24 protein-coding genes are annotated in these 25,077 nt (G+C 69.8%); 1 reads left to right on the plus strand and 23 read right to left on the minus strand.

Translation table 11 applies throughout. From position 1 onward, the window contains the following. Positions 1 to 68 precede the first annotated feature (68 nt). From OID54_RS07665 to pyrR, 14 genes are all read right to left on the minus strand, one after another. A complete protein-coding gene (locus tag OID54_RS07665; RefSeq protein WP_329015834.1) occupies positions 69 to 2,213 on the minus strand; it encodes a primosomal protein N' in 2,145 nt (714 codons plus the stop codon). A gap of 173 nt (positions 2,214 to 2,386) precedes the next feature. Further along, entirely contained in the window at positions 2,387 to 3,607 is a 1,221-nt protein-coding gene (metK, locus tag OID54_RS07670; RefSeq protein ID WP_329015836.1) for a methionine adenosyltransferase, read from the minus strand. 253 nt (positions 3,608 to 3,860) lie between these two features. Next, positions 3,861 to 5,078 (minus strand): bifunctional phosphopantothenoylcysteine decarboxylase/phosphopantothenate--cysteine ligase CoaBC, encoded by a 1,218-nt coding sequence (gene coaBC, locus OID54_RS07675; RefSeq protein ID WP_329015839.1) that lies wholly within the window; start codon positions 5,076 to 5,078, stop codon positions 3,861 to 3,863. A gap of 101 nt (positions 5,079 to 5,179) precedes the next feature. Beyond that, a complete protein-coding gene (rpoZ, locus tag OID54_RS07680; RefSeq protein WP_329015842.1) occupies positions 5,180 to 5,452 on the minus strand; it encodes a DNA-directed RNA polymerase subunit omega in 273 nt (90 codons plus the stop codon). A gap of 137 nt (positions 5,453 to 5,589) precedes the next feature. Beyond that, the gene (gene gmk / locus OID54_RS07685; RefSeq protein WP_329015844.1) at positions 5,590 to 6,162 is read right to left on the minus strand and encodes a guanylate kinase; all 573 of its coding nucleotides are present in this window, start codon (positions 6,160 to 6,162) and stop codon (positions 5,590 to 5,592) included. A gap of 38 nt (positions 6,163 to 6,200) precedes the next feature. After that, positions 6,201 to 6,524: an integration host factor gene (locus tag OID54_RS07690; RefSeq protein ID WP_329015847.1), complete on the minus strand. Its 324-nt coding sequence runs from the start codon at positions 6,522 to 6,524 to the stop codon at positions 6,201 to 6,203. Between the two features lie 301 nt (positions 6,525 to 6,825). Continuing rightward, positions 6,826 to 7,656: an orotidine-5'-phosphate decarboxylase gene (gene pyrF, locus OID54_RS07695; RefSeq protein WP_329015849.1), complete on the minus strand. Its 831-nt coding sequence runs from the start codon at positions 7,654 to 7,656 to the stop codon at positions 6,826 to 6,828. Beyond that, positions 7,653 to 8,774, minus strand: coding sequence for a quinone-dependent dihydroorotate dehydrogenase (locus OID54_RS07700; protein ID WP_329027322.1), 1,122 nt, complete (start codon positions 8,772 to 8,774; stop codon positions 7,653 to 7,655). Before OID54_RS07700 ends, pyrF begins: the two co-directional genes overlap by 4 nt. Positions 8,775 to 8,830: 56 nt before the next feature. Continuing rightward, a complete protein-coding gene (gene carB / locus OID54_RS07705) occupies positions 8,831 to 12,139 on the minus strand; it encodes a carbamoyl-phosphate synthase large subunit (protein WP_329015854.1) in 3,309 nt (1,102 codons plus the stop codon). Further along, positions 12,132 to 13,268, minus strand: coding sequence for a glutamine-hydrolyzing carbamoyl-phosphate synthase small subunit (gene carA / locus OID54_RS07710; RefSeq protein ID WP_329015858.1), 1,137 nt, complete (start codon positions 13,266 to 13,268; stop codon positions 12,132 to 12,134). The genes carB and carA overlap by 8 nt, the downstream gene beginning before the upstream one ends. Then, positions 13,265 to 13,843: a PH-like domain-containing protein gene (locus OID54_RS07715; RefSeq protein ID WP_329015867.1), complete on the minus strand. Its 579-nt coding sequence runs from the start codon at positions 13,841 to 13,843 to the stop codon at positions 13,265 to 13,267. The genes carA and OID54_RS07715 overlap by 4 nt, the downstream gene beginning before the upstream one ends. Next, positions 13,840 to 15,126 (minus strand): dihydroorotase, encoded by a 1,287-nt coding sequence (locus OID54_RS07720; RefSeq protein WP_329015870.1) that lies wholly within the window; start codon positions 15,124 to 15,126, stop codon positions 13,840 to 13,842. Before OID54_RS07720 ends, OID54_RS07715 begins: the two co-directional genes overlap by 4 nt. A gap of 2 nt (positions 15,127 to 15,128) precedes the next feature. Beyond that, on the minus strand, positions 15,129 to 16,109 hold the full coding sequence (locus OID54_RS07725) for an aspartate carbamoyltransferase catalytic subunit (RefSeq protein ID WP_329015872.1): 981 nt from the start codon (positions 16,107 to 16,109) through the stop codon (positions 15,129 to 15,131). A gap of 159 nt (positions 16,110 to 16,268) precedes the next feature. Then, the gene (gene pyrR, locus OID54_RS07730) at positions 16,269 to 16,880 is read right to left on the minus strand and encodes a bifunctional pyr operon transcriptional regulator/uracil phosphoribosyltransferase PyrR (RefSeq protein WP_329015874.1); all 612 of its coding nucleotides are present in this window, start codon (positions 16,878 to 16,880) and stop codon (positions 16,269 to 16,271) included. Between the two features lie 276 nt (positions 16,881 to 17,156). Between pyrR and bldD the strand changes: the two genes are divergently transcribed. Further along, a complete protein-coding gene (gene bldD, locus OID54_RS07735) occupies positions 17,157 to 17,657 on the plus strand; it encodes a transcriptional regulator BldD (RefSeq protein WP_250923799.1) in 501 nt (166 codons plus the stop codon). Between the two features lie 196 nt (positions 17,658 to 17,853). On the opposite strand, the gene nusB is transcribed toward bldD, so the two are convergent. The 9 genes from nusB to OID54_RS07780 form a co-directional block, all read right to left on the minus strand. Next, positions 17,854 to 18,282 carry a transcription antitermination factor NusB gene (nusB, locus tag OID54_RS07740; RefSeq protein ID WP_329015876.1) on the minus strand — a complete coding sequence of 143 codons (429 nt, stop codon included), beginning with the start codon at positions 18,280 to 18,282 and terminating at the stop codon, positions 17,854 to 17,856. A gap of 2 nt (positions 18,283 to 18,284) precedes the next feature. After that, positions 18,285 to 18,851, minus strand: a complete 567-nt coding sequence (gene efp, locus OID54_RS07745) for an elongation factor P (protein ID WP_329015879.1) — start codon at positions 18,849 to 18,851, stop codon at positions 18,285 to 18,287. Positions 18,852 to 18,901: 50 nt separating this feature from the next. Continuing rightward, positions 18,902 to 19,996, minus strand: a complete 1,095-nt coding sequence (locus OID54_RS07750; protein ID WP_329027324.1) for an aminopeptidase P family protein — start codon at positions 19,994 to 19,996, stop codon at positions 18,902 to 18,904. 159 nt (positions 19,997 to 20,155) lie between these two features. Next, positions 20,156 to 21,094: an AAA family ATPase gene (locus tag OID54_RS07755; RefSeq protein ID WP_329015881.1), complete on the minus strand. Its 939-nt coding sequence runs from the start codon at positions 21,092 to 21,094 to the stop codon at positions 20,156 to 20,158. 120 nt (positions 21,095 to 21,214) lie between these two features. Next, a complete protein-coding gene (aroQ, locus tag OID54_RS07760; protein ID WP_329015884.1) occupies positions 21,215 to 21,655 on the minus strand; it encodes a type II 3-dehydroquinate dehydratase in 441 nt (146 codons plus the stop codon). Beyond that, a complete protein-coding gene (aroB, locus tag OID54_RS07765) occupies positions 21,652 to 22,761 on the minus strand; it encodes a 3-dehydroquinate synthase (protein ID WP_329015887.1) in 1,110 nt (369 codons plus the stop codon). The genes aroQ and aroB overlap by 4 nt, the downstream gene beginning before the upstream one ends. Further along, a complete protein-coding gene (locus OID54_RS07770; RefSeq protein WP_329027326.1) occupies positions 22,758 to 23,240 on the minus strand; it encodes a shikimate kinase in 483 nt (160 codons plus the stop codon). The genes aroB and OID54_RS07770 overlap by 4 nt, the downstream gene beginning before the upstream one ends. Positions 23,241 to 23,287: 47 nt before the next feature. Then, entirely contained in the window at positions 23,288 to 24,472 is a 1,185-nt protein-coding gene (gene aroC, locus OID54_RS07775; protein ID WP_329015890.1) for a chorismate synthase, read from the minus strand. Positions 24,473 to 24,674: 202 nt separating this feature from the next. After that, positions 24,675 to 25,076 carry a hypothetical protein gene (locus OID54_RS07780; RefSeq protein ID WP_329015893.1) on the minus strand — a complete coding sequence of 134 codons (402 nt, stop codon included), beginning with the start codon at positions 25,074 to 25,076 and terminating at the stop codon, positions 24,675 to 24,677. Position 25,077 lies beyond the last annotated feature (1 nt).

The raw sequence follows: 25,077 nt of genomic DNA on the forward strand, positions 1-25,077 counted from the left end.
CCCGACTGCCCGGGGCGGGGCAGCGGTGTGCTGCGCGGGACGGCCCCTGTTGGCCAGCTCCCTGTCCGCTAGCCGATGTCCAGGGGATCGACCCTGATCCGCACCTGGTCCGTGCCCCCGCGGGCCAACCTCCTTGCCTGGGCCGACTTCACCGCCGCCGCAAGCGCGGCGCCACTGCCGGGCGGCACCCGCAACAGCGCCCGCACCCAGGACTCCCCGATCGGCGGCTCCCCCGGCCTGCGGGGCCTCCCCGGCGGAGGCGAAGGCAACGAAACCGGACCGAGCACCTCGGCATCGGACGGCAGCTCGACGGTCGTGAGGAAGTCCTCGACCGTCTCCGCACGGCCCGCGACCGCCGCCATCCGCGACACCGGGGGGAATCCCAACTCCGCGCGCTCCGCCAACTCCCGCTGGGCATGGCCCACCGGATCCCAGCGCACCAGCGCCTGCACGGGTCGTAGGGAAGGCTCGCCCATGACGACGACCGTGCCTCCCTCGCTCTGACTCCGCACCAGGGAAGCCGCATCGATCCACCGCCGCAGGGCGTCCTCACCGGCGCGGAGGTCGGGTCTCGACAGCATCGCCCAGCCGTCGAGCAGGAGCGCCGCCGCATAGCCCCCCTCGGCGACGGGCTCCGCACCCGGTGTGCTCACCACCAGCGCGGGCCGGCCCGAAACGGCGTCCAACACATGATCTCGCCCGGACGTGCGCACCGGAACGGCCGGGAAGGCCCGGCCCAGCTCCTCGGCCGTCCGTCGCGCACCGACGACCCGTGCCCGCAGTCGTGTCCCACCGCACTCGGGGCAGTGCCAGGCCCCGGCGTCGCGCCCGCACCAACGGCATGACACATCCCGGTCGTCAAGGGCCTCCAGCGGGCCCGCGCAGTGTGCGCAACGCGCGGTGACCCGACACCGCTCACAGGCCAACGCCGGCACATAGCCCCGTCTCGGCACCTGCACCAGCACCGGCCCGATCGTCAATCCGTCCCGCACGGCCCGCCAGGCGAGGCTCGGCAGCCGGGCCGAACGGGCGGCTTCGTCGCGCGCCAACTCCGCATCGCCGACCGTACGGACCAGGGGCGCCGCCAGACGCACCTGGTCCCGGGTGGCGCTCAGGGGAAGGGCCCAGCCGCTCTCGACCAGCTGCGCGGCCTCCACCGTGCAACTGGTGCCGCCCAGCAGGAAGGCGCACGACTCCTGGCCGGCTCGCAGCTCCAGCACCTCCCGGACATGGGGGAACGGCGCGTGCTCATCGCTCAGGCTGGCGTCGCCGTCATCCCACACGGCGACCAGACCGAGACGCTGGACAGGAGCGAACATCGCCGCCCTGGTCCCCACCACGGCCCGCACCGAGCCGCGGCGGACGGCCAGCCACTGCCGATAGCGCTTCTCGGGCCCGGACTCGGCGGTGAGCAGCGCGTGATGGCCTTCGCCGAGCAGCGCCGTGAGCGCCGCATCGAGCCGTGCGGCCCGGCGTCCGTCGGGCACCACCACGAGCGCCCCCCGGCCGGACGCCAGTGTGGCGGCGACGGCGCGCGCCAACTCATCGGGCCAGTGCGGGCCGGGCAGCGCGGTCCATACGGCGCGCGGGGCGCCGCCGTCCGCCAATGCGGCGAGGAAGGCCGGCCCCCGGGCGTAGCGCTCCCAGGTGCCGATGCCCGGGGACTCGGGAACGGGCAGCGGCTCGGGGGACGGCTTCGACTCGGCGCGCCCGTTCCTCGGGGGGATCGCGAGCTGGAGCACATCGGCGAGGGAGCCCGCGTACCGGTCGGCGACCGCCCGCGCGAGGGCCAGCATGCCCGGGCTGAGCACGGGCTCCGGTGACACGACATAGGCGAGGGCCGCGAGCGCCCCTCCGTAGTCGGTGTCGGCCCGGCGCTCGACGATGAAGCCGTCGATCATGCCTCCGCCCTCGCGGCGGCCGTCCCGCACCCGATGCCCTCCGGCCCCGAACCGCACCCGCACCCGCACGCCGGGAAGGGCTTCGGCGTCGAGTTCCTCCGGCACCGCGTAGTCGAAGAACTGGTCGAGGTGGAGCACACCCTTGTTCACCAGCACCCGCGCCACCGGCAGCTCCTTGGCGAGCGCGGCGCCGCGCCAGGTCCGCGGCTTGGCCTTGGGGACCTGCGCCTTGCGAACGGTCTCCCTGATCAGCGCAAGCTGCTCCGGCCCGCCGGCGGCGGGCTCCTCGGGCTGCTCATGATCGCTGCTCACAACCAAATTCCTACCAGACCCCACTGACACCGCGACCACTGCGCGATTGCGTCCCCCACCACGACCTCTGGGCACTCCAGGGCCCCGCACACGGCCGAAGTCCCGGCCACCCCGAGAGGGGCGACCGGGACTTCGGATCGTGCAGTGGAGCGAGAAGCCGGCTAGAGCACGCCCTAGAGACCGGCAGCCGTGCGCAGGGCGTCCACGCGGTCGGTGCGCTCCCAGGTGAAGTCGGGCAGCTCACGACCGAAGTGGCCGTAGGCGGCGGTCTGGGCGTAGATCGGACGGAGCAGGTCCAGATCGCGGATGATCGCAGCGGGCCTCAGGTCGAAGACCTCGCTGATGGCCCGCTCGATCTTGTCGACCTCCACCGTGGCCGTGCCGAAGGTCTCCACGAACAGACCGACCGGCTCGGCCTTGCCGATGGCGTACGCCACCTGGACCTCGCAGCGCGCGGCGAGACCGGCGGCGACGACGTTCTTGGCGACCCACCGGGTGGCGTAGGCAGCCGAGCGGTCCACCTTGGAGGGGTCCTTGCCCGAGAAGGCCCCACCGCCGTGGCGGGCCATGCCGCCGTAGGTGTCGATGATGATTTTGCGGCCGGTCAGACCGGCGTCGCCCATCGGGCCGCCGATCTCGAAGCGACCGGTCGGGTTGACCAACAGGCGGTAGCCGTCGGTGTCCAGCTTGATGCCGTCCTCGACGAGCTGCTTGAGCACGTGCTCCACCACGAACTCGCGGATGTCAGGTGCGAGCAGGGAGTCCAGGTCGATGTCCGAGGCGTGCTGGGAGGACACGACCACCGTGTCGAGACGGACCGCCTTGTCACCGTCGTACTCGATGGTGACCTGGGTCTTGCCGTCCGGACGCAGGTAGGGGATGGTGCCGTTCTTGCGGACCTCAGACAGCCGGCGCGAAAGCCGGTGCGCGAGGTGGATCGGCAGCGGCATCAACTCGGGCGTCTCGTCGCAGGCGTACCCGAACATCAGGCCCTGGTCGCCCGCGCCCTGCTTGTCGAGGTCGTCCCCGGCATCCGTCGAGGCACCCTGGACGCGCTTCTCATAGGCGGTGTCGACACCCTGGGCGATGTCGGGCGACTGCGCGCCGATGGAGACCGAAACGCCGCAGGAAGCGCCGTCGAACCCCTTCTTGGACGAGTCGTAGCCGATGTCCAGGATCTTGTTGCGCACGAGCGTGGGAATGTCGGCGTACGCCTTGGTGGTCACCTCGCCGGCGACGTGCACCAGGCCGGTGGTGATCAGAGTCTCGACGGCGACGCGAGAAGCCGGGTCCTCCGTCAGCAGGGCGTCGAGAATGGTGTCGCTGATCTGATCGGCGATCTTATCGGGGTGACCTTCGGTCACAGACTCCGAAGTGAAGAGACGGCGGGACACATCGCTCCCTGGGGTTGCAGCGGCTGCTGGCTGATCATTGGCGGACCGGCAGGGGGCTGCGCCCCGCGACGTTCCATGACCAGTTTATCCGTGACCCTCCGCCAGCGGACCACCCGTCTCGCTCCGTGGGAGTCTGGCGGGAAGTCGCTCACCTGCGGCTGGAAGGTTTCGGGCAGGACAATAGGCCGAAATCGATCGACGGTATGCCGCCCTTCGTGTGATTTCCTCCACTAGTTCGGACAAGCGGGGTTCATCACCGAATCCGCGGCGCCACCAGATCCCAGACGATGTCCGCGAGGGCTTCCTTGGGTCCGTGCGGCACGGGCGTCTCACCGCCGTCGGCCGCCAGCACCACGGCCTCGTTCTCCTCCGAGCCGAATGTCTTGCGTTCGCCGACCTCATTGACGACCAGCAGGTCACAACCCTTGCGGCGGAGCTTCTCACGGCCGTTGGCCAGGACGTCGTCGGTCTCTGCGGCGAAGCCCACGATCACCTGATCGGCCCGGAGCCGTTCGGCGGAGATCTCGGCGAGCACATCGGGGTTGCGTACCAGCGCCACGGGCTCCGGGTCGGCCCCGTCCTTCTTCTTGATCTTGCCGGAGGCGTACTCGGCAGGGCGGAAGTCGGCCACGGCTGCGGCCATCACCACGGCGTCCGCGTCCGCCGCGGCCTTGATCACGGCCTCCCGCAACTGCACGGCGGTGCCCACTCGGACCACATCCGCACCCGCGGGATCCGCCATCGAGGTGTTGGCGGCGATGAGTGTCACCCGCGCACCCCGGGCCACCGCGGTACGGGCGAGGGCGTAGCCCTGCTTCCCGGAGGAACGATTCCCCAGGAAACGGACCGGGTCCAGGGGCTCGCGGGTGCCACCGGCGCTGATCACCACATGACGGCCGGCCAGATCCCGTTTGCCCACGCCCCGGGCCAGAACCCGACGACAGACTTCGAAGATCTCTCCCGGGTCCGGCAGCCGCCCCTTCCCGGTGTCCACACCGGTCAGTCGGCCGACCGCGGGCTCAATGACCACGGCTCCGCGCCTGCGCAGGGTGGCGACGTTCTCCTGGGTTGCCGGGTGCTCCCACATCTCCGTGTGCATGGCCGGCGCGAAGACGACGGGACAGCGCGCGGTCAGCAAGGTGTTGGTGAGGAGGTCCCCGGCCAGTCCATGGGCCGCCTTGGCGAGGAGATCGGCCGTGGCCGGTGCGACCACGACGAGGTCGGCGCCCTGCCCGATCCGCACATGGGCGACCTCGTGCACATCGGACCACACCTCCGTCGAGACGGGGTGCCCCGAAAGGGCGGACCAGGTGGGGGCGCCCACGAACTCCAGGGCCGCGGCGGTCGGCACGACCCTGACGTCATGACCCGACTCCGTCAGCCTCCGCAGCAGCTCGCACGCCTTGTAGGCGGCGATGCCTCCACTGACCCCCAGAACGATCTTCGGCTTCTCCACTGCGTCTCCCCGCACGTCGCCCGTACTCCCCTGCACGCCCTATGACACACCACAGGCCCGACGGACGCGCCGCCGGGCCTGTGGTGAACGTGCTCTGACGATGTTCCGATACAGCCCTACTGGGCCGGGCCGTCGATGGCCTCGGAGGTCAGCAGACCCGCGTTGATCTCACGCAGGGCGATCGAGAGCGGCTTCTCGTGGACGTGAGTGTCGACGAGCGGACCGACGTACTCCAGCAGGCCCTCTCCCAGCTGGGAGTAGTAGGCGTTGATCTGACGGGCACGCTTGGCCGCGTAGATCACGAGGCTGTACTTCGAGTCCGTGGCCTCAAGCAGCTCGTCGATCGGCGGGTTGATGATGCCCTCGGGCGCAGTAATGGAAGAGGACACGCTCTACCTTCCGAAAGATGGGAAAAAACCGGGTGGTGCAGTCGGGGGATCACTCCCCGTGGCCGAAGACGACTCCATGACTCAGGAAGAGCCAGATGGAGTCATGAAGAGTCGGATAAGGACTCCACAGCCAAAGATCACTCTCCAGCGGACACCTTGAGCAAGGCTAGCAGCTCACGCGCCACGTCCTCGACGGAGGTGTTGACCAGGGTGGTGTCGAACTCGGACTCGGCAGCCAGTTCGATACGAGCCGCATCCAGTCGGCGCGCGATGACCTCAGGGGATTCGGTGCCCCGGCCCGTCAACCGCCGCACGAGCTCGTCCCAGCTGGGCGGGGCAAGGAAGACCAGTTGCGAATCCGTCATGGATTCCTTGACCTGACGGGCCCCCTGGAGATCGATCTCCAGCAGCACGGGCTCGCCGGACTCCAATCGCTGGAGTACCGCCTGACGCGGTGTGCCGTAGCGGTTGCCGGCGAATTCGGCCCACTCCAGCAGCTCGCCATTGGCGATCAACTTGTCGAACTCGTCGTCGTTGACGAAGAAATACTGCACGCCGTGACGCTCGCCAGGGCGCGGCTTTCTGGTGGTGGCCGACACCGAGAGCCAGACCTCGGGGTGGACCTTGCGCATATGCGCGACGACCGTGCTCTTGCCGACCCCTGAAGGGCCGGAGAGCACGGTCAACCGCGGACGTACCTCTGCTGCCATGCAGCGATTATCCAGCTTCCCAGGAGTGCCCGGGAACGTCAGGCGGGCTTGCCGCCGAACTCGCGCTCCAGGGACGCGATCTGATTGGACCCGAGACCGCGAACCCGGCGGCTCTCGGAGATGCCCAGTCGCTCCATGATCTGCTTGGCGCGGACCTTGCCCACGCCGGGCAGGGACTCAAGGAGGGCGGAGACCTTCATCTTGCCGATGACGTCGTTCTCCTGACCCTGCTTGATGACCTCTTGGAGCGAGGCACCGGAGTGCTTGAGTCGATTCTTGACCTCGGCCCGCTCCCGGCGAGCCGCGGCGGCCTTTTCGAGCGCGGCTGCGCGCTGTTCAGGGGTAAGGGGCGGAAGAGCCACGCCTACGTCACCTCGGATGTCGAACTGTCGGATACGGACCGGTGAGGAACCTCATAGCCCCACACCAGGCGAGCGACGAGCAACGGAGTTGCACGTTCGCTCTTCGACGGAGACTAGCGGCCAACACCGCTCTCGTCAGCGAGAACAAGCGAAAAGTCCTGGTCAGCATCAACCGACCAGGACTTTTGCGACATAACGAGCAGTATTTACGCCAAGATTCCGTCAAGGCGACGCCACGCGGTTCCCCCGACCGTCCGGGCGGGCGACTGACCCCGATGCGCGATAGTGCACGAAGGGGACATCACGCCCCGATCGCCACCCGTGTCTCGTCGACGAAGCGCTCCGCGGCGGACCGCAGCGCCGCGATGTCCGGTCCGTACCGAAGTACGCCTCGGCTGACGCTCGGCAGGACGTTGCCCACGGCGTCCCCGAAGACCCGGGGCAGGTCGGCGGGGGTTGCACCCTGCGCTCCGATGCCGGGGGCGAGCAGCGGCCCGTTGATCGCCAGGTCCACACCGGCGTCGGCCAGGGTCGCACCGACGACGGCGCCGACCGAGCCCAGCGGCCGGGCGTCGGCGTTCTCCGCGGCCATCCGGTCCAGCATCAACTGAGCGAGGGAACGGCCGTCGGCGGCGGTGGCGCGCTGGACCTCCGCGCCCTCCGGGTTGGAGGTCAGCGCGAGTACGAAGACACCCGCGCCGGAGGCGGCGGCAGCGTCCAGCGCTGGCCGGAGCGAGCCGAAGCCCAGGTACGGGGACACGGTGAGCGCATCCGAGAACAGCGGGGAGTCCGGAGTGAGGAACGTCTGTGCGTAGGCGTTCATGGTGGACCCGATGTCACCGCGCTTGGCGTCCATCAGCACCAGGGCGCCCGCGGACCGCGCCTCCTCGACCGCCTTCTCCAGCACGGCGATGCCGCGGGAGCCGAACCGCTCGAAGAAGGCCGACTGGGGCTTGAGGACGGCGACCCGGTCGGCCAGCGCCTCCACGGCCGTGCGGGTGAAGCGCTCCAGGCCCGCGACATCGTCGTCGAGACCCCAGTCCTTGAGGAGCGAGGTGTGGGGGTCGATGCCGACGCACAGGGGGCCACGGGTGTCCATGGCCGTACGAAGACGCGTACCGAAGGGGGTCATGCGGCGGCCTGCTTCCGGGCGGCGCGGTCACGGGTGTCGGCGCCGACGGCTTCGGCGAGGCTGGCGTGGGGACTGGCGGCCAGGCGGGCGGCCAGTCCCTTGTGGATGGAGCGGCTCCAGAAGGGGCCCTCGTAGATGAACGCGCTGTAGCCCTGGACGAGGGTGGCGCCGGCGAGGATGCGCTGCCAAGCGTCCTCGGCGTTCTCGATGCCTCCCACGCCAACCAGGGTGACCCGGTCGCCGACCCGCTCGTACAGCCGGCGCAGGACCTCAAGGGAGCGCTCCTTGAGAGGGGCTCCGGAGAGTCCGCCGGTCTCGGCGGTCAGTTCGGCGGCGGAGCGCAGCCCGTCGCGCGAGATGGTGGTGTTGGTGGCGATGATCCCGTCGAGGCCGAGTTCGACCGCGAGGTCGGCGACGGCGTCCACGTCCTCGTCGGCGAGGTCCGGGGCGATCTTCACCAGCAGTGGAACCCGACGGTCGGTGACCGTGCGGTCGGCGGCCTCGCGCACCGCGCTGAGCAACGGGCGCAGCGCCTCGGTCGCCTGGAGGTTGCGCAGCCCCGGCGTGTTGGGCGAGGAGACGTTCACCACGAGGTAGTCGGCGTGACGGGCCAGCCGCTCGGCCGATGTGACGTAGTCGTCGACCGCTTCGGACTCGGGGACGACCTTGGTCTTGCCGATGTTGACGCCGACGACGGGCTTGAAGACGGGACGTCGCTCGGCGAGTCGCTGGGCGACCGCGGCCGAGCCCTCGTTGTTGAAGCCCATGCGGTTGATCAGCGCCCGGTCGGACAACAGCCGGAAGAGGCGCTTCTTGGGGTTGCCGGGCTGGGCCAGTCCGGTGACCGTGCCGATCTCGATGTGGTCGAAGCCGAGCATGGCCATGCCGTCGATGGCCACGGCGTTCTTGTCGAAGCCCGCCGCGAGGCCGAAGGGGCCGTGCATCCGCAGCCCGAGGGCCTCGGTGCGCAGCTCCTTGTAGCGGGGGGCGAGGACGGCCGTGAGGTAGGTGCGCAGGACCGGTGTGGCCGCGGCGAGCCTGATCCAGCGGAAGGCCAGGTGATGGGCCTTCTCCGGGTCCATCCACCGAAAGACGAGGTTGAAGAGCAGCTTGTACATGGGGGTCCTCATGGAGAGGGGGACACCGTGTTGATCGGTGTCCCCCTGTTCCGCGACTAGGCTCGGGCGGCGGTCAGATGCTCTGCGTGTTCCTGGAGGGAACGGACGCCCACGTCCCCGCGGCCCAGCGCGTCGATGCCCTGGACGGCGGCGGCGAGCGCCTGCACCGTGGTGAGGCAGGGCACCGAACGCGCCACCGCGGCCGTGCGGATGTCGTAGCCGTCGAGTCGGCCACCGGTTCCGTACGGGGTGTTGACGATGAGGTCCACTTCGCCGTCGTGGATCAGTTGGACGATGGTCCGCTCGCCGTTCGGGCCTTCGCCCTCGCTCTGCTTGCGGACGACGGTCGCGTTGATGCCGTTGCGCTTGAGGACCTCGGCGGTGCCGGATGTGGCCAGCAGCTCGAACCCGTGGGCGACGAGTTCACGCGCCGGGAAGATCATCGAGCGCTTGTCGCGGTTGGCGACGGAGATGAAGGCGCGGCCCTTGGTGGGCAGCGGTCCGTAGGCGCCGGCCTGGGACTTGGCATAGGCGGTGCCGAAGACGGTGTCGATGCCCATGACCTCGCCGGTGGAGCGCATCTCCGGGCCGAGGATGGTGTCGACGCCCCGACCGTGGATGTCGCGGAAGCGCGACCACGGCATCACCGCCTCCTTGACGGAGATGGGTGCGTCCATCGGCAGGGTGCCGCCGTCGCCCTCGGCGGGCAGCAGTCCCTCGGCGCGCAGTTCGGCGATGGTGGTGCCGAGCGAGATGCGGGCGGCGGCCTTGGCCAGCGGTACGGCGGTCGCCTTGGAGGTGAAGGGCACGGTCCGGGAGGCACGGGGGTTGGCTTCGAGGACGTAGAGGATGTCCCCGGCCAGGGCGAACTGGATGTTGATCAGTCCGCGGACTCCGACGCCGTGGGCGATGGCCTCGGTGGAGGCGCGCAGCCGCTTGATGTCGAAGCCGCCGAGGGTGATCGGGGGCAGGGCGCAGGCCGAGTCGCCGGAGTGGATGCCGGCCTCCTCGATGTGCTCCATGACTCCGCCGAGGTACAGCTCGTCACCGTCGTAGAGGGCGTCGACGTCGATTTCGATGGCGTCGTCGAGGAAGCGGTCGACCAGGACCGGCCGGGTGGGGCTGATCTCGGTGGACTCGGCGATATAGGACTCCAGCCGGGCCTGCTCGTAGACGATCTCCATGCCGCGTCCGCCGAGGACGTAGGAGGGGCGTACGAGGACGGGGTAGCCGATCTCGTCGGCGATGGCCTTGGCCTCGGCGAAGGTGGTGGCGGTGCCGTGCTTGGGAGCGGGGAGGCCCGCCTCCTGGAGGACGCGGCCGAAGGCGCCGCGGTCCTCTGCGGCGTGGATCGCCTCGGGCGGGGTGCCGACGACCTTGACGCCGTTGTCCTTGAGGGCCTGGGCGAGACCCAGCGGGGTCTGGCCGCCGAGCTGGACGATGACACCCGCGATGGGTCCGGCGAGGGACTCGGCGTGCACGATCTCCAGCACGTCCTCCAGCGTGAGCGGCTCGAAGTAGAGCCGGTCGGAGGTGTCGTAGTCGGTGGAGACGGTCTCGGGGTTGCAGTTGACCATCACGGTCTCGTAGCCGGCGTCGCTGAGGGCGAAGGAGGCGTGGACACAGGAGTAGTCGAACTCAATGCCCTGGCCGATGCGGTTGGGGCCCGAGCCGAGGATGATCACGGCGGGCTTCTCGCGCGGGGCGACTTCGTTCTCCTCGTCGTAGGAGGAGTAGAAGTAGGGGGTCTTCGCGGCGAACTCGGCGGCGCAGGTGTCCACGGTCTTGTAGACCGGGCGGATGCCCAGCGCGTGTCGGACCTCGCGGACGACGTCCTCGCGCAGTCCGCGGATGTCCGCGATCTGGACGTCCGAGAAACCGTGGCGCTTGGCATCGGCGAGCAGCTGGGGCTCCAGCTTCTCGACGGCGGCGAGCTCGTCGGCGTACTCCTTGATCAGGAACAGCTGGTCGACGAACCAAGGGTCGATCTTGGTGGCGTCGAAGACCTCTTCCGGGGTGGCGCCGGCACGGATGGCCTGCATGACGGTGTTGATACGGCCGTCAGTGGGGCGCGCCGCCTCGCGCAGCAGTTCGTCCTTGTCGCCGGGGTCGCCGACGAAGGCGAACTGGCTGCCCTTCTTCTCCAGCGAGCGCAGGGCCTTCTGGAGCGCTTCGGTGAAGTTCCGTCCGATCGCCATGGCCTCGCCCACCGACTTCATGGTGGTGGTGAGGGTGGAGTCCGCGGAGGGGAACTTCTCGAAGGCGAAGCGCGGTGCCTTGACGACGACGTAGTCGAGGGTGGGCTCGAAGGACGCCGGGGTCTTCTCGGTGATGTCGTTGGGGATCTCGTCCAGCGTGTAGCCGACGGCGAGCCTGGCGGCGATCTTTGCGATGGGGAAGCCGGTGGCCTTGGAGGCGAGCGCGGAGGAGCGGGAGACCCGGGGGTTCATCTCGATGACGATGATGCGACCGTCGTTGGGGTCGATGGCGAACTGGATGTTGCAACCGCCGGTGTCCACGCCGACCTCGCGGATGATCGCGATGCCGATGTCGCGCAACCGCTGGTACTCGCGGTCGGTGAGGGTCATCGCGGGTGCCACGGTGATGGAGTCGCCGGTGTGGACGCCCATGGGGTCGAAGTTCTCGATGGAGCAGACCACGACGACGTTGTCGTGCTTGTCGCGCATCAGCTCCAGTTCGTACTCCTTCCAACCGAGGATGGACTCCTCCAGGAGGACCTCGGTGGTCGGGGAGAGCGTCAGCCCCTGGCCGGCGATCCGGCGCAGTTCTTCCTCATTGTGAGCGAAGCCGGAGCCGGCGCCGCCCATGGTGAAAGAGGGGCGCACGACGACGGGGTAGCCGCCGAGGGTGTCGACGCCCTTGATGACGTCGTCCATGGAGTGGCAGATGACGGACCGGGCGGACTCGCCGTGGCCGATCTTCTGCCGCACCGCGTCGACGACGCCCTTGAAGAGGTCGCGGTCCTCGCCCTTGTGGATGGCCTCGACATTGGCGCCGATCAGTTCGACGCCGTACTTCTCCAGAACGCCCTGCTCGTGCATGGAGATCGCGGTGTTGAGCGCGGTCTGACCACCGAGGGTGGGCAGGAGCGCGTCGGGGCGCTCCTTGGCGATGATCTTCTCGACGAACTCGGGGGTGATCGGCTCCACATAGGTGGCGTCGGCGATCTCCGGGTCGGTCATGATCGTGGCCGGGTTGGAGTTGACGAGGATGACCCGCAGGCCCTCGGACTTGAGGACGCGACAGGCTTGGGTGCCGGAGTAGTCGAACTCGGCGGCCTGTCCGATGACGATCGGGCCAGAGCCGATGACCAGGACGGACTGGATGTCGGTGCGCTTAGGCACGCTGGCCCTCCATCAGGGATACGAAGCGGTCGAACAGGTACGCGGCGTCGTGCGGGCCCGCGGCTGCTTCGGGGTGGTACTGGACGCTGAAGGCGGGCTGGTCGAGCAGCCGGAGACCTTCCACCACGTTGTCATTGAGACATACGTGGGAGACCTCGGCACGGCCGTAGGGGGTGTCGGAGACCTTGTCGAGCGGGGCGTCGACGGCGAATCCGTGGTTGTGGGCGGTGACCTCGACCTTGCCGGTGGAACGGTCCTGCACCGGCTGGTTGATGCCGCGGTGGCCGTACTTCAGCTTGTAGGTGCCGAAGCCGAGTGCACGGCCCAGGAGCTGGTTTCCGAAGCAGATGCCGAACAGCGGGGTCTTGCGCGCGAGGACGGCCTTGATGACGGTGAGGTCCGCGGTGGCGGGGTCGCCGGGGCCGTTGGAGAGGAACACACCGTCGGGCTGGAGGGCGTACACCTCCTCGGCGGTGGCGGTGGCGGGCAGGACGTGCACCTCGATGCCGCGTTCGGCCATCCGGTGCGGGGTCATGCCCTTGATGCCGAGGTCGAGCGCGGCGACGGTGAAGCGCTTGGTGCCGATCGCCGGGACCACATAGCTCTCGGCGGTGGCGACCTCCGCGGAGAGGTTCGCGCCGGTCATCTGGGGCGATTCCTGTACCCGGGAGAGGAGGGTGGCGTCATCGGCGATCGCACCGCCGGAGAAGATGCCGACCCGCATGGCACCGCGCTCGCGCAGATGGCGGGTGAGGGCGCGGGTGTCGATGCCGCTGATGCCGACGACACCCTGGGTGGTGAGCTCCTCGTCAAGGGTGCGCCGGGAGCGCCAGTTCGACGGGACGCGGGCGGGGTCGCGCACGACATAGCCGGCGACCCAGATCCGCTTCGACTCGTCGTCCTCGTCGTTGACACCGGTGTTGCCGATGTGCGGCGCGGTCATGACGACGACCTGACGGTGGTACGAGGGGTCCGTCAGGGTCTCCTGGTAGCCGGTCATCCCGGTGTTGAAGACCGCCTCGCCGAAGGTCTCCCCCACGGCCCCGTAGGCACGGCCGCGGAAGGTGCGGCCGTCCTCCAGGACGAGTACGGCGGGAGCTTGGGCGGCTCCCCTGGTGGAGGTGGTCATCGTGCGCCTTCCGTCGTTTTGATCAGGTGGTTCAGGGTGGTGACCCACTCGTTGTGTTCGGCCGCCCGCTCGGAGCGGAAACCGGAGTCGATCAGGGTGTCGCCGTGCATCCAGGTGATGACGAGCAGCCCGCCCTCGGTGAGGACCTTGCCCGCGATGCCCTTGTCCAGACGGGCCTCGCGCAGCGCTTCGCGGGGGACGAAGAAGTCGCTGGCCCCCGGTCGGAGCACGGTCAGCCCCGCATCGGTCAGGGTGAGCTCGCCCCGGCTGCGAACACCGAGGCCGTGGGCGACGATCCGGTCCAGCCACTGGCCTGCGGTGGTGGAGCCGTGGTAGCGACCGGTGAGCTCTAGCTGGGCGGGGCCCTGCTGCGCCGGCGCGGTGTGCAGCGGCGGCAGCCCCGACTGGAGACTCCCGCGCCACTTCCAGCCCTGGCGCATCAGCCAGTAGACGAGGGCGATGAAGACCAGCAGTCCCACGACCCAGCCGATGCGGGCCGCCCAGTCGGTCACCTCCGCGGACTTCTTCTCCGCGGCGATGCCGATACCGGCTGCGATGGTGGTGATTGATGTCACGCGAGTTTCCCGTCGACGACCGTTGCCCGGCCCCGCAGGAAGGTGTGGGTGACGCGTCCCGGCAGCTCACGGCCCTGGTAGGGGGTGTTGCGGCTGCGGGAGGCGAAGCCCGCGGGGTCCACCGTCCCACGGTATGCCGGATCGACGAGGGTGAGGTTCGCGGGCTCGCCAGCCGAGATGGGACGGCCGTGGCCCTGAAGGCGTCCGATCACCGCGGGGCGGAAGGACATCCGGTCGGCGACCGCCGCCCAGTCCAGCAGTCCCGTCTCGACCATCGTCTCCTGGACGACGGACAGTGCGGTCTCCAGGCCGACCATGCCCATGGCCGCCGCGCCCCACTCGCAGTCCTTGTCCTCGTGCGGGTGCGGGGCGTGGTCGGTGGCGACGCAGTCGATGGTGCCGTCGGCCAGCGCCTCGCGCAGCGCCAGTACGTCGGCCTGGGTGCGCAGCGGCGGGTTCACCTTGTAGACGGGGTCGTAGGTGCGCACCAGCTCATCGGTGAGGAGCAGGTGGTGCGGGGTGACCTCGGCGGTGACGTCCCAGCCCTTGGACTTGGCCCAGCGGACGATGTCGACGGAGCCTGCCGTCGACAGATGGCAGATGTGGACGCGCGAGCCGACATGGGCGGCGAGGAGGACGTCGCGGGCGATGATCGACTCCTCGGCGACGGCGGGCCAGCCGCCGAGTCCGAGTTCGGCGGAGACGACGCCCTCGTTCATCTGGGCGCCCTCGGTGAGTCGGGGCTCCTGGGCGTGCTGGGCGATGACTCCGTCGAACGCCTTCACGTACTCCAGGGCGCGCCGCATGATCACGGCGTCGTCGACGCACTTGCCGTCGTCGGAGAAGACCTTCACCCCGGCTGCGGAGTCGTGCATGGCCCCGAGCTCGGCGAGCTGCTTGCCCTCCAGGCCCACGGTGACCGCGCCGACGGGCTGTACGTCGCAGTAGCCGGACTCCTTGCCGAGCCGGTAGACCTGCTCGACCACGCCTGCGGTGTCGGCGACGGGGAACGTGTTGGCCATGGCGTGGACGGCGGTGAAGCCGCCGATGGCCGCCGCGCGGGTGCCGGTGAGAACCGTCTCGGAGTCCTCGCGGCCGGGCTCCCGCAGATGGGTGTGGAGGTCCACGAGGCCGGGGAGCAGGACGCGGCCTTCCGCTTCGATGACGGTCGCATCGCCGGCTTCGATCGAGTCGGCGACCTCGGCGATGGTCTCGCCGTCGATCAGCACGTCCTGCGACTCGCCGCCGAGCACCTTCGCACCGCGAATAAGGATCTTGCTCATCTTTACTTGGTCTCCTCGATACGCGAGTGGGTGACGGCGGGCTCGACGCCGCCGAGCAGCAGATAAAGGACGGCCATCCGGATGGACACGCCGTTGGCGACCTGTTCGACCGCGGTGCAGCGATCGGAGTCGGCGACCTCCGCGGTGATCTCCATGCCGCGGTTCATCGGGCCGGGGTGCATCACGATGGAGTGTTCGGGCATGCGGGCCATGCGCTCGCCGTTGAGGCCGTAGCGGCGCGCGTACTCGCGCTCGGTGGGGAAGAAGGCTGCGTTCATCCGCTCCCGCTGCACCCTCAGCATCATCACGGCGTCGGACTTGGGGAGCACCCGGTCGAGGTCGTAGCTGATCTCGCAGGGCCAGCTCTCGACGCCGACGGGCACCAGGGTCGGCGGGGCGACCAGGGTGACTTCCGCGCCCAGGGTGTTCAGCAGCAGCACGTTGGAGCGGGCGACCCGGCTGTGCAGGACGTCGCCCACGATCGTGATGCGGCGGCCGGAGAGGTCCTGACCGAGTCCGATGTCCCGACCGACCAGCCGTCGGCGCATGGTGAACGCGTCCAGCAGGGCCTGGGTCGGGTGCTCGTGGGTGCCGTCGCCCGCGTTGACGACTGCGCCGTCGATCCAGCCGGAGTTCGCCAACCGGTAAGGGGCGCCGGAGGCGTGGTGGCGGATGACCACGGCGTCCGCGCCCATCGCCTCCAGGGTCAGTGCGGTGTCCTTCAGGGATTCGCCCTTGGAGACCGACGAGCCCTTGGCGGAGAAGTTGATCACGTCGGCGGAGAGTCGCTTCGCGGCGGCTTCGAAGGAGATGCGGGTCCGGGTCGAGTCCTCGAAGAAGAGGTTGACGACGGTACGGCCGCGCAGGGTGGGCAGCTTCTTGATCGGCCGATCGGCGACCCGGGCCATCTCCTCGGCGGTGTCGAGGAGGAGGACGGCGTCATCGCGGGTGAGGTCGGCGGCCGAGATGAGGTGATGCTTCATCTGTGCTCCGGTGTGTCGGCGGTGGGTGCGGGTGCTCGCGGGGGTCACCCGCGGTGCCTGGACCCCGCAGGCCCTCGGCGCTGCTGGACGTGCGGGTGTGCGACCCCACCGGTCGGTGTCGGTGGGGTGCGGAGCTCGACGGGGTTCGTGGACGTGGGACTACGGTCCGGCGAGGGGGGCGGTCTCCCGCAGTCCGAGCAGCACGGTGTCGCGACCGTCCTCTTCGGCCAGCTGGACCTTGACGGTCTCGCGCAGCGACGTGGGGAGGTTCTTGCCCACGTAGTCGGCGCGGATCGGGAGCTCTCGGTGGCCGCGGTCGACGAGGACGGCGAGCTGGACGGCGCGTGGCCGGCCGATGTCCCCGAGGGCGTCGAGTGCGGCGCGAATGGTGCGACCGGAGAACAGCACGTCGTCGACGAGCACGACGAGCCGGCCGTCGATGCCGTCGGCGGGGATGTCGGTGCGGGCGAGCGCGCGGGCGGGCCGCAGCCGCAGATCGTCCCGGTACATGGTGATGTCGAGGGAGCCGACGGGGATCGTACGACCGGTGATCTCTTCGAGCTTCTCGGCCAGCCGGCGGGCGAGGAAGACACCGCGGGTGGGGATGCCGAGCAGGACGACGTCGTCGGCGCCCTTGGCGCGTTCGACGATCTCGTGGGCGATACGGGTCAGTACCCGCGCGATGTCGGGGGCCTCAAGAACGGGCCGCGCGGCATCGGTGCCGTGCTTGCTGGATGTGTCGCGTGCGTCGTGCGTGTCTTGCGTGTCCATACGAAACGGACCTCCTTCTCCGCCTCACGGGACGGACCTTAAAGGACGTCGAAATTGCGCTACCCACGGTATCAGGGCCCTGCGGGTACCCGGTCAGCGGGCTGCCAACCCCCGGAAGGCAGCCCCGGAGGCGCGGGGCGAGCCGGTATAGGGGACCCTGGGACCAGGTCGGTCCCGATCATGACAACAGACCGGTCCGGACCCATTCGGCTTGACGCATCCAAGTAACGCTGCGTAACCTCACAGTGAGTTACCAGACTTCGTCCGGGGAGCTATATGTCCAGCGAATACGCAAAGCAGCTCGGGGCCAAGCTCCGTGCCATCCGCACCCAGCAGGGCCTGTCCCTCCACGGCGTGGAAGAGAAGTCCCAGGGCCGCTGGAAGGCCGTGGTCGTCGGTTCGTACGAGCGTGGCGACCGCGCCGTGACCGTGCAGCGCCTGGCCGAGCTGGCTGACTTCTACGGCGTCCCGGTGCAGGAGCTGCTTCCCGGGACCACGCCCGGCGGTGCCGCCGAGCCGCCGCCGAAGCTGGTGCTGGACCTGGAGCGGCTCGCCCACGTGCCGCAGGAGAAGGCCGGTCCGCTCCAGCGCTACGCCGCCACGATCCAGTCCCAGCGCGGCGACTACAACGGCAAGGTCCTCTCCATCCGACAGGACGACCTGCGCACCCTGGCCGTCATCTACGACCAGTCCCCGTCGGTCCTCACCGAGCAGCTGATCAGCTGGGGCGTGTTGGACGCGGACGCACGCCGCGCGGTCAGTCACGAGGACAGCTGAGCCGGCTGCCGGGCTTCCCAGGCTCCCGAGGGGGCCGCAGCCTCCGAGGAGAAACGTCACATCTCAGGGTGCATCCGTAGACCGCGGATGCACCCTGAGACGTTTTCCGGCCACCCTCGGCCCATGCGTCGGGCCCGGGACGGAAGGCTTTGCAGCTATCCGTCCCGGGCCCGGGACAACCGGTGTCCGGCCGCGGTCAGTCGCGGCGCAGATTCGGCTTGAGCTCCTTGAACCGACCCAGCAGGCCGTTCACGAACGACGGGGACTCATCCGTGGAGAACTCCTTGGCGAGCTCCACCGCCTCGTCGATGACCACCGCATCGGGTGTCCCGTCCACCCACACCAGTTCATAGGCGCCGAGACGAATGATGTTCCGGTCGACGACCGGCATCCGATCCAGTTCCCAGTCCACGGAGTAGGTGGCGATGAGCTCGTCGATCCGGTCCGCGTACTCCGCGTACCCCTCGACCAGTTCCATCGTGTACTCGGTGACCGGTGGCTGCCGGGTGTCGGTCCGCGCGTGCCGAATCCAGTCGGCGAGGACCGTTTGCACGGACGCCCCGCGCTGGTCGGCCTCGAAAAGGATCTGGAAGGCGCGCTTGCGGGCCTTGTTGCGGGCGGCCACGGTTAGCTGTTCACCCGGCTGAGGTAGTCGCCGGAGCGGGTGTCGACCTTGATCTTCTCACCGGTGGTGATGAACAGCGGGACCTGGACGGTGTAGCCGGTCACCAACGTGGCCGGCTTGGTGCCGCCCGTGGAACGGTCGCCCTGGACACCGGGCTCGGTCTCCTGGATGACCAGCTCGACGGCGGCCGGCAGCTCCACGTAGAGCACCTCGCCCTCGTGCGTGGCGACGGTGGCCTCAAAGCCCTCGATCAGGAAGTTCGCAGCGTCACCGACGGCGGCGCGCGCGACGTGCAGCTGGTCGTAGGTCTGCATGTCCATGAAGACGAAGTAGTCGCCATCCATGTACGAGAACTGCATATCGCGGCGGTCGACGGTGGCCGTCTCGACCTTCACGCCGGCGTTGAACGTCTTGTCGACGATCTTGCCGGACAGCACGTTCTTGAGCTTGGTGCGCACAAAGGCCGGGCCCTTGCCGGGCTTGACGTGCTGGAACTCGACGACGGACCAGAGCTGGCCGTTGTCGAGCTTGAGCACCATGCCGTTCTTGAGGTCGTTCGTGGAAGCCACGGTTGCGGAATCTCCTGGACTGACGCTGGTGGACGACCGCGAGGCGCGCGCTAGAGCGCGAGCAGCTCCTTGGTCGTGATGGTGAGTAGCTCGGGTCCGCCGTCCGCCTCCTGGCGTACGACGAGCGTGTCATCGATCCGGACGCCGCCCCGGCCCGGGAGGTGGACCCCCGGTTCGACGGTGACCGGCACGCAAGCGTCCAGTTTACCCATGGCATCAGGAGTCAACTGCGGGTCCTCGTCGATTTCGAGCCCCACACCGTGCCCGGTCAGGGGTGCGAGGCCCTCTCCATGGCCTGCGGCGGCCAGGATCTGCCGTGCGGCCCGATCCACGTCGCGGCACGCCGCACCGGGCGTCAGGGCCTCTCTGGCCCCCCTCTGAGCGGCGAAGACCAGGTCATACAGTTCGATCTGCCAGTCCGCGGGAGAGGTGCCGATGACAAACGTACGACCGATCTCACAGCGATAGCCACGGTAGTCGGCACCGACGCAGACGGAGAGGAAATCACCCTCCTCGACCCGTCGGTCCGTGGGGCGGTGCCCACGGCGCCCGGAGTTCGGTCCGGTGGCGACGGACGTGGGGAACGCCGCACCGTCAGCGCCGTGGTCGATGAGACGGCGCTCCAGCTCCAGGGCGAGATGGCGTTCGGTACGACCCACCAGGATGGACTCCAACAGTTCGCCCAACGCCTGGTCGGTGATCTCGGCGGCGATGCGCAAGGAGGCGATCTCCTCCTCGTCCTTCACCATCCGCTGCTGCTCGACGGCCATCCCCAGGTCGGCCAGGTGCAGCCGAGGTGCCGCTGCACCGATGGCCCGGTGCCGGGCGACGGTGAGGTGGTGTTCCTCGACGGCGAGGGTCTCGATCCGGGCGCCGCGGGCCAGCTCGGCGGCTGCCACCGTGAGATCCCCTCCGGACGCAGGCAGGACGGTGAGTCTGAGCTGTTCGTCGACCCTGTTGTCCCCTGCGTCAGCGGGGGTGCGGGGGCACAGGAGGACGTCTTCGGTGGGTCCGACGAGGAGCACGGCACCGGGGGGCGTGGCACCCGCGAGGTAGCGCACATTGGTGGGTCGGGAGATGAGGGCGCCGCTGTTGCCGCTGGCCCCACAGCGCTCGCGCAGCCGGTTACGCCGGACCTCGTGCATCCCAGACGCCTCTGCCATGTTCCGAGCGTACGACCGGGCCGCCGAGACGGCCCGGCCAGTGCGTCCGACCGGGGTCCGGGCACCGCGGGGGGGGCGACCCGCCGCCGGATCCTCCCAGGCGTCCGGGCCCTTCGACCGCACGGTGAGTACGGCCGACGACTACCAGTTGGGCGGGCTGGCTATGGCCCTGGCGAGTACCTCGTCCAGCACGCGGGCCGTGGTCTCCACGTCGTAGGTGGAGTTGTCGATGATCGGCAGGCCCGAGCCGTACCACCCCGCCATCCGGCCGTGGATGCTCGCCACCTCCTCGTCCGACAACCGACGGTTGCCCCTGCGCTCGGCGTTCCGCTCCAGGACGATCTCCAGGCCGGGCAGGAGGACCACCGGCAGCAGTCCCGGACCCACATGGCGCTTCCAGCCGCCCAGTCCCACCACCGGGCGGTCCGGGAAGACGGCGTCGTCGAGGATGCAGGAGATGCCGTTGGCCAGGAAGTTCCGGGCGGCGAAGCCGCAGGTGCGACGGGCCAGTCGGTACTGCGCCTCGGAGTGGTCGTTCCACCCGGACTGGGGGTCGGCGAAGCCGGAACAGACCCACTCCCGCACATCGTCCAGGCTGATGTGCGCGGTGGGCACCCGCCGTCGGGTGGCCCAGTGGCGCGCGACGGTCGTCTTGCCCGCGCCGGCGGGCCCGATCAGCAGGACGGCGAGCGTCGCCGCTCCCGTTCCCGTCTCGGCGGTGGGTGGGACGGGCAGGTCGACCGGGCCGCCTGGTGGCAGGGAGACGTGACCCGTGACCTCGGGCTGTGCAGTCCTCGGTGGCGGTGGCGCAGCCCAGCCGGGCGCGGGCCGGCCCTGGCCCGGGTGCTGGGCACCGGGCACGGGGTGCCCAGGGGCGGTCGGTGGTGGCGGTGGGCCGTGCGGAGGTGGTGGCCCCACGGGCGGTGGCGGGCCCGGTGGAGGCACAGGTGCCCCGGGATAGGCGCCTGGATAAGGGCCTGGCGCGGGAGCAGCGGGCGGCTGCCCGCCCGAAGCGCTCGGTGCCTGCGGTCCACGCCCCGGAGGGGGCGGCGGCAGCGGACCTCCCACTGCGTAGTGCATCCGGTGCCACTCCGTCTCGTCTGACTGACGCTGGTCGGACAGCGCCCATGCTGCCGTGCCAACGAACGGTACCCCGGCCGTCTCGGGAACAACGGCCGGGGACTCCGTGAAGTGCCCTGATCAGGCGGAGAGTTCCTCGGCGAGGGCGCGAAGTGCCAGCCGGTAGGAGCCGATCCCGAAGCCTGCGATCGTCCCACTGGCCACCGCCGCGACCACCGAGGTGTGACGAAACACCTCACGGGCGTGCGGGTTGGAGATGTGCACCTCGATCAGCGGCGCGGTGCGCTGCGCCGCCGCATCGCGCATCCCGTACGAGTAGTGCGTGAAGGCCCCGGGGTTCAACACCACCGGAAGGGATTCGTCCGCCGCTTCGTGGAGCCAGCGGATCATCTCCCCCTCGTCGTTGGTCTCCCGTACGTCGACGTCGAAGCCCAACTCCTTGCCGAACGCCCCACAGGTCTCCACCAGGCCGGCGTAGGAGGTGGCGCCGTACACATCGGGCTCCCGGGAGCCGAGGCGCCCGAGATTGGGACCGTTGAGGACCAGCACGCGACGACTCACCCGGAGACCTCCCCGTAGGCGGCGAGCAGTACGGCCGGGTCCGGGCCCTCCAGGACGGTGGGCTTGGCCAGGCCGTCGAGCACGATGAACCGGAGCAGGCTGCCGCGGGACTTCTTGTCCACCTTCATGGTCTCAAGGAGCCGTGGCCACTGGTCCGCGCGGTAGGTCAGGGGCAGTCCGACGGACTCCAGCACGGCCCGGTGGCGATCGGCTGTGGCGTCGTCGAGACGGCCGGCGAGGCGCCCCAGTTCGGCGGCGAAGACCATGCCGACCGAGACGGCCGCCCCGTGCCGCCACTGGTACCGCTCGTTCTTCTCGATGGCGTGGGCGAGGGTGTGCCCGTAGTTGAGGATCTCGCGGCGACCGGACTCCTTGAGATCGCCGGAGACGACGTCCGCCTTGACCCGGATGGAGCGCTCGATCAGCTCGGCCGTGTGCTTCCCGGTGGGCGTACGGGCCGCCTGCGGGTCGGCTTCGATCAGGTCCAGGATCCCGGGGTCGGCGATGAACCCGGCCTTGATGACCTCGGCCAGCCCGCTGACGTAGTCGTGCACGGGCAGCGAGTCCAGCGCGGCCAGATCGCAGAGCACACCGGCCGGCGGGTGGAAGGCGCCCACGAGGTTCTTGCCCTCGGCGGTGTTGATCCCGGTCTTGCCGCCGACCGCCGCGTCCACCATGCCGAGGACCGTGGTCGGCAGCGCGATCCACCGCACGCCGCGCAGCCAACTCGCCGCGACGAAACCAGCGAGGTCCGTGGTCGCGCCGCCGCCGACGCCGACGATGACGTCGCTGCGGGTGAACCCGGACTGGCCGAGGGCCTTCCAGCAGTACGCGGCGACCTCGACGGTCTTCGCTTCCTCAGCGTTGGGCACCTGGATGGCGATCGCCTCGTAGCCCTGGGCGGCCAGGTCCTCTCGGATGGCCTCCCCCGTGTCGGCGAGCGCCTCCGGGTGCAGCACGGCCACCCGTCGCGTCCCCGCGGCTCCACCGGCCGGTCCGATCAGTCCGGGCAGCTCGTCGAGCAGCTGGCGGCCCACCAACACCTCGTAGGGATCGGAGCCCGCCGAACCGCCGACCTGGATACGGGTCACTGACTGATCGGTCATGCGTCCTTCAGCTCCAAAGCGTCGAGGACCGCCTGGGCGACCTCTTCGGGGGTGCGTTCGTCGGTGGCCACGACCACGCGGGCCACCTCGGTGTACAGATGGCGACGAGCGTCCATCAGCTCCCGCCACTGCCGGCGCGGATTGACGGCGAGCAGCGGCCTGGCCTGGTTGAGGCCGACGCGGCGCACCGCCTCCTCCACGTCGAGGGAGAGATAGACGACGGGCAGTTCGGCGAGCAGTTCCCGGGTGCCGTCGTCGAGGACTGCACCACCGCCGAGTGCGAGCACTCCGGTGTGCGTGGCAACCGCCTCGCGTACGGCGGCGCGTTCGAGTTCGCGGAAGTACGGCTCGCCGGCGTCGACGAAGATGTCGGCGACCTCCCGGCCCTCGACGTCGACGATGTCGCCGTCGGTGTCCCTGTAGGCCACCTGGAGCCGCTGCGCGAGCAGCTCGCCGACCGTGGACTTGCCCGAGCCCATGGGCCCGACCAGGACGATCAGCGGGCCGCCCGCCGTGGGTGCGCTGCTCAACGGATGCTCATGCTGTCGAGGTAGCCGCGGACGTTGCGGCGGGTCTCCGCCACACTGTCGCCGCCGAACTTCTCCGCGACCGCGTCGGCGAGGACCAGCGCGACCATCGCTTCGGCCACGATGCCCGCGGCGGGCACGGCGGCCACGTCGGAGCGCTGGTGGTGGGCGGCGGCGGCTTCGCCCGTCGCGATGTCGACGGTGGCCAGTGCCCTGGGCACGGTCGCGATGGGCTTCATCGCGGCGCGCACCCGCAGCAGCTCACCGGTGGACATGCCGCCCTCGGTGCCGCCCGAGTGGCCCGACGTGCGACGCAGGCCCTCGTCGGTCTTGACGATCTCGTCGTGCGCCTGGGAGCCGGGCACCCGGGCCAGTTCGAAGCCGTCGCCGAGTTCCACGCCCTTGATCGCCTGGATGCCCATCAGAGCACTGGCGAGGCGGGCGTCGAGGCGTCGGTCCCAGTGGACGTGCGAGCCGAGGCCGACGGGTACGTCGTAGGCCAGCACCTCGACGATTCCACCGAGGGTGTCGCCGTCCTTGTGGGCCTGGTCGACCTCGGCCACCATCGCCTTGCTGGCGTCCGCGTCCAGGCAGCGGACCGGGTCCGCGTCGAGGCGCTCCACATCGCCGGGCACCGGGTAGACGCCGAGCGGCGCCTTGGCCTTACCGAACTCCACCACGTGGGAGACGATCTCGATCCCGGCGACCTCCTTGAGGTAGGAGCGGGCCACCGCGCCGAGCGCGACCCGGGCGGCAGTCTCCCGGGCGCTGGCGCGCTCCAGGATCGGCCGTGCGTCTTCGAGTCCGTACTTCTGCATGCCCGCAAGGTCGGCGTGGCCGGGTCGGGGGCGGGTGAGGGGGGCGTTGCGGGCGAGGGAGGCCAACTCGTCCGGGTCGACCGGATCGGCCGCCATGACCTTCTCCCACTTGGGCCACTCGCTGTTGCCCACCAGGATCGCCACCGGGGACCCCATGGTCAGACCGTGGCGTACGCCGCCGATGAAGGTCACCGCGTCCTGCTCGAACTTCATCCGCGCGCCGCGGCCATAGCCGAGCCGCCGCCTGGCGAGGTGGTCGGCCACCAACTCGGTCGTGACCGGCACACCGGCGGGAAGACCCTCCAGCGTCGCCACCAGTGCGGGTCCGTGGGACTCGCCGGCCGTCAGCCAACGCAACCTGCTCAACGGTGCTCCTCTTGCTCGCGCCTGGAACTGCGAAGGGCGCGGCCGGGTGCGCGGCCCTGGCCCGCCACCTCCGATCCTCCCACGTTCACGGAGGTGGCCCCGCGACGGTCCAGCAATCGGACGCATGAGCGAGCGATCGGCCGGTCCGGATGTCGTACCGGCCGATCGGTCTAGGCGCCTGGCCCATCCTCTGCGGCGCTCGTCAGCGCCGCTCGGAACGGCCGTCCTGCTGAGGTGCGTACGCGCCGAGGAAGTCGGCGCCGCTGGGTTCGGCCCGGGCGGGCTGCGGGGTCTGCTGCGGCGCGTACGCGCCGAGGAAGTCCGCGCCGGAGGAGCCGGGTTGCGGCTGCTGCGGCGCGTAGGCGCCGAGGTGGTCGGCGCCGCTGCCCTGGGAGCCCGGCGCGCTGAGAACGGGGGGTCCGCCGCGGGCGGCACGTCGTTGTTCGATCTTCTTCTTGGCCCAGAGGACCCACCGGACGACGAAGAACAGCAGGACCAGACAGAGGAGGGGGATCTCCAGCCAGTCCGGCAGGAACGCCACGACCCCGTCGAAGATCTTGCCGGCGATCCCCGCCTGCGGCTGCCCCAGTTCATCCGTATGCATC

It is taken from the genome of Streptomyces sp. NBC_00690 (assembly GCF_036226685.1).
GTDB lineage: Bacteria > Actinomycetota > Actinomycetes > Streptomycetales > Streptomycetaceae > Streptomyces.

What these genes read in the sequence shown, in the direction of transcription:
- gmk (WP_329015844.1), bottom strand. Translation starts at nt 6,162, where the DNA reads ATGGCAGCAGAGGTACGTCCGCGGTTGACCGTGCTCTCCGGCCCTTCA.
- pyrF (WP_329015849.1), bottom strand. Translation starts at nt 7,656, where the DNA reads ATGACCCCCTTCGGTACGCGTCTTCGTACGGCCATGGACACCCGTGGC.
- OID54_RS07700 (WP_329027322.1), bottom strand. Translation starts at nt 8,774, where the DNA reads ATGTACAAGCTGCTCTTCAACCTCGTCTTTCGGTGGATGGACCCGGAG.
- carA (WP_329015858.1), bottom strand. Translation starts at nt 13,268, where the DNA reads ATGACCACCTCCACCAGGGGAGCCGCCCAAGCTCCCGCCGTACTCGTC.
- OID54_RS07720 (WP_329015870.1), bottom strand. Translation starts at nt 15,126, where the DNA reads ATGAGCAAGATCCTTATTCGCGGTGCGAAGGTGCTCGGCGGCGAGTCG.
- OID54_RS07725 (WP_329015872.1), bottom strand. Translation starts at nt 16,109, where the DNA reads ATGAAGCATCACCTCATCTCGGCCGCCGACCTCACCCGCGATGACGCC.
- pyrR (WP_329015874.1), bottom strand. Translation starts at nt 16,880, where the DNA reads ATGGACACGCAAGACACGCACGACGCACGCGACACATCCAGCAAGCAC.
- bldD (WP_250923799.1), top strand. Translation starts at nt 17,157, where the DNA reads ATGTCCAGCGAATACGCAAAGCAGCTCGGGGCCAAGCTCCGTGCCATC.
- OID54_RS07750 (WP_329027324.1), bottom strand. Translation starts at nt 19,996, where the DNA reads ATGCACGAGGTCCGGCGTAACCGGCTGCGCGAGCGCTGTGGGGCCAGC.
- OID54_RS07755 (WP_329015881.1), bottom strand. Translation starts at nt 21,094, where the DNA reads ATGCACTACGCAGTGGGAGGTCCGCTGCCGCCGCCCCCTCCGGGGCGT.
- aroB (WP_329015887.1), bottom strand. Translation starts at nt 22,761, where the DNA reads ATGACCGATCAGTCAGTGACCCGTATCCAGGTCGGCGGTTCGGCGGGC.
- OID54_RS07770 (WP_329027326.1), bottom strand. Translation starts at nt 23,240, where the DNA reads ATGGGCTCGGGCAAGTCCACGGTCGGCGAGCTGCTCGCGCAGCGGCTC.
- OID54_RS07780 (WP_329015893.1), bottom strand. Translation starts at nt 25,076, where the DNA reads ATGCATACGGATGAACTGGGGCAGCCGCAGGCGGGGATCGCCGGCAAG.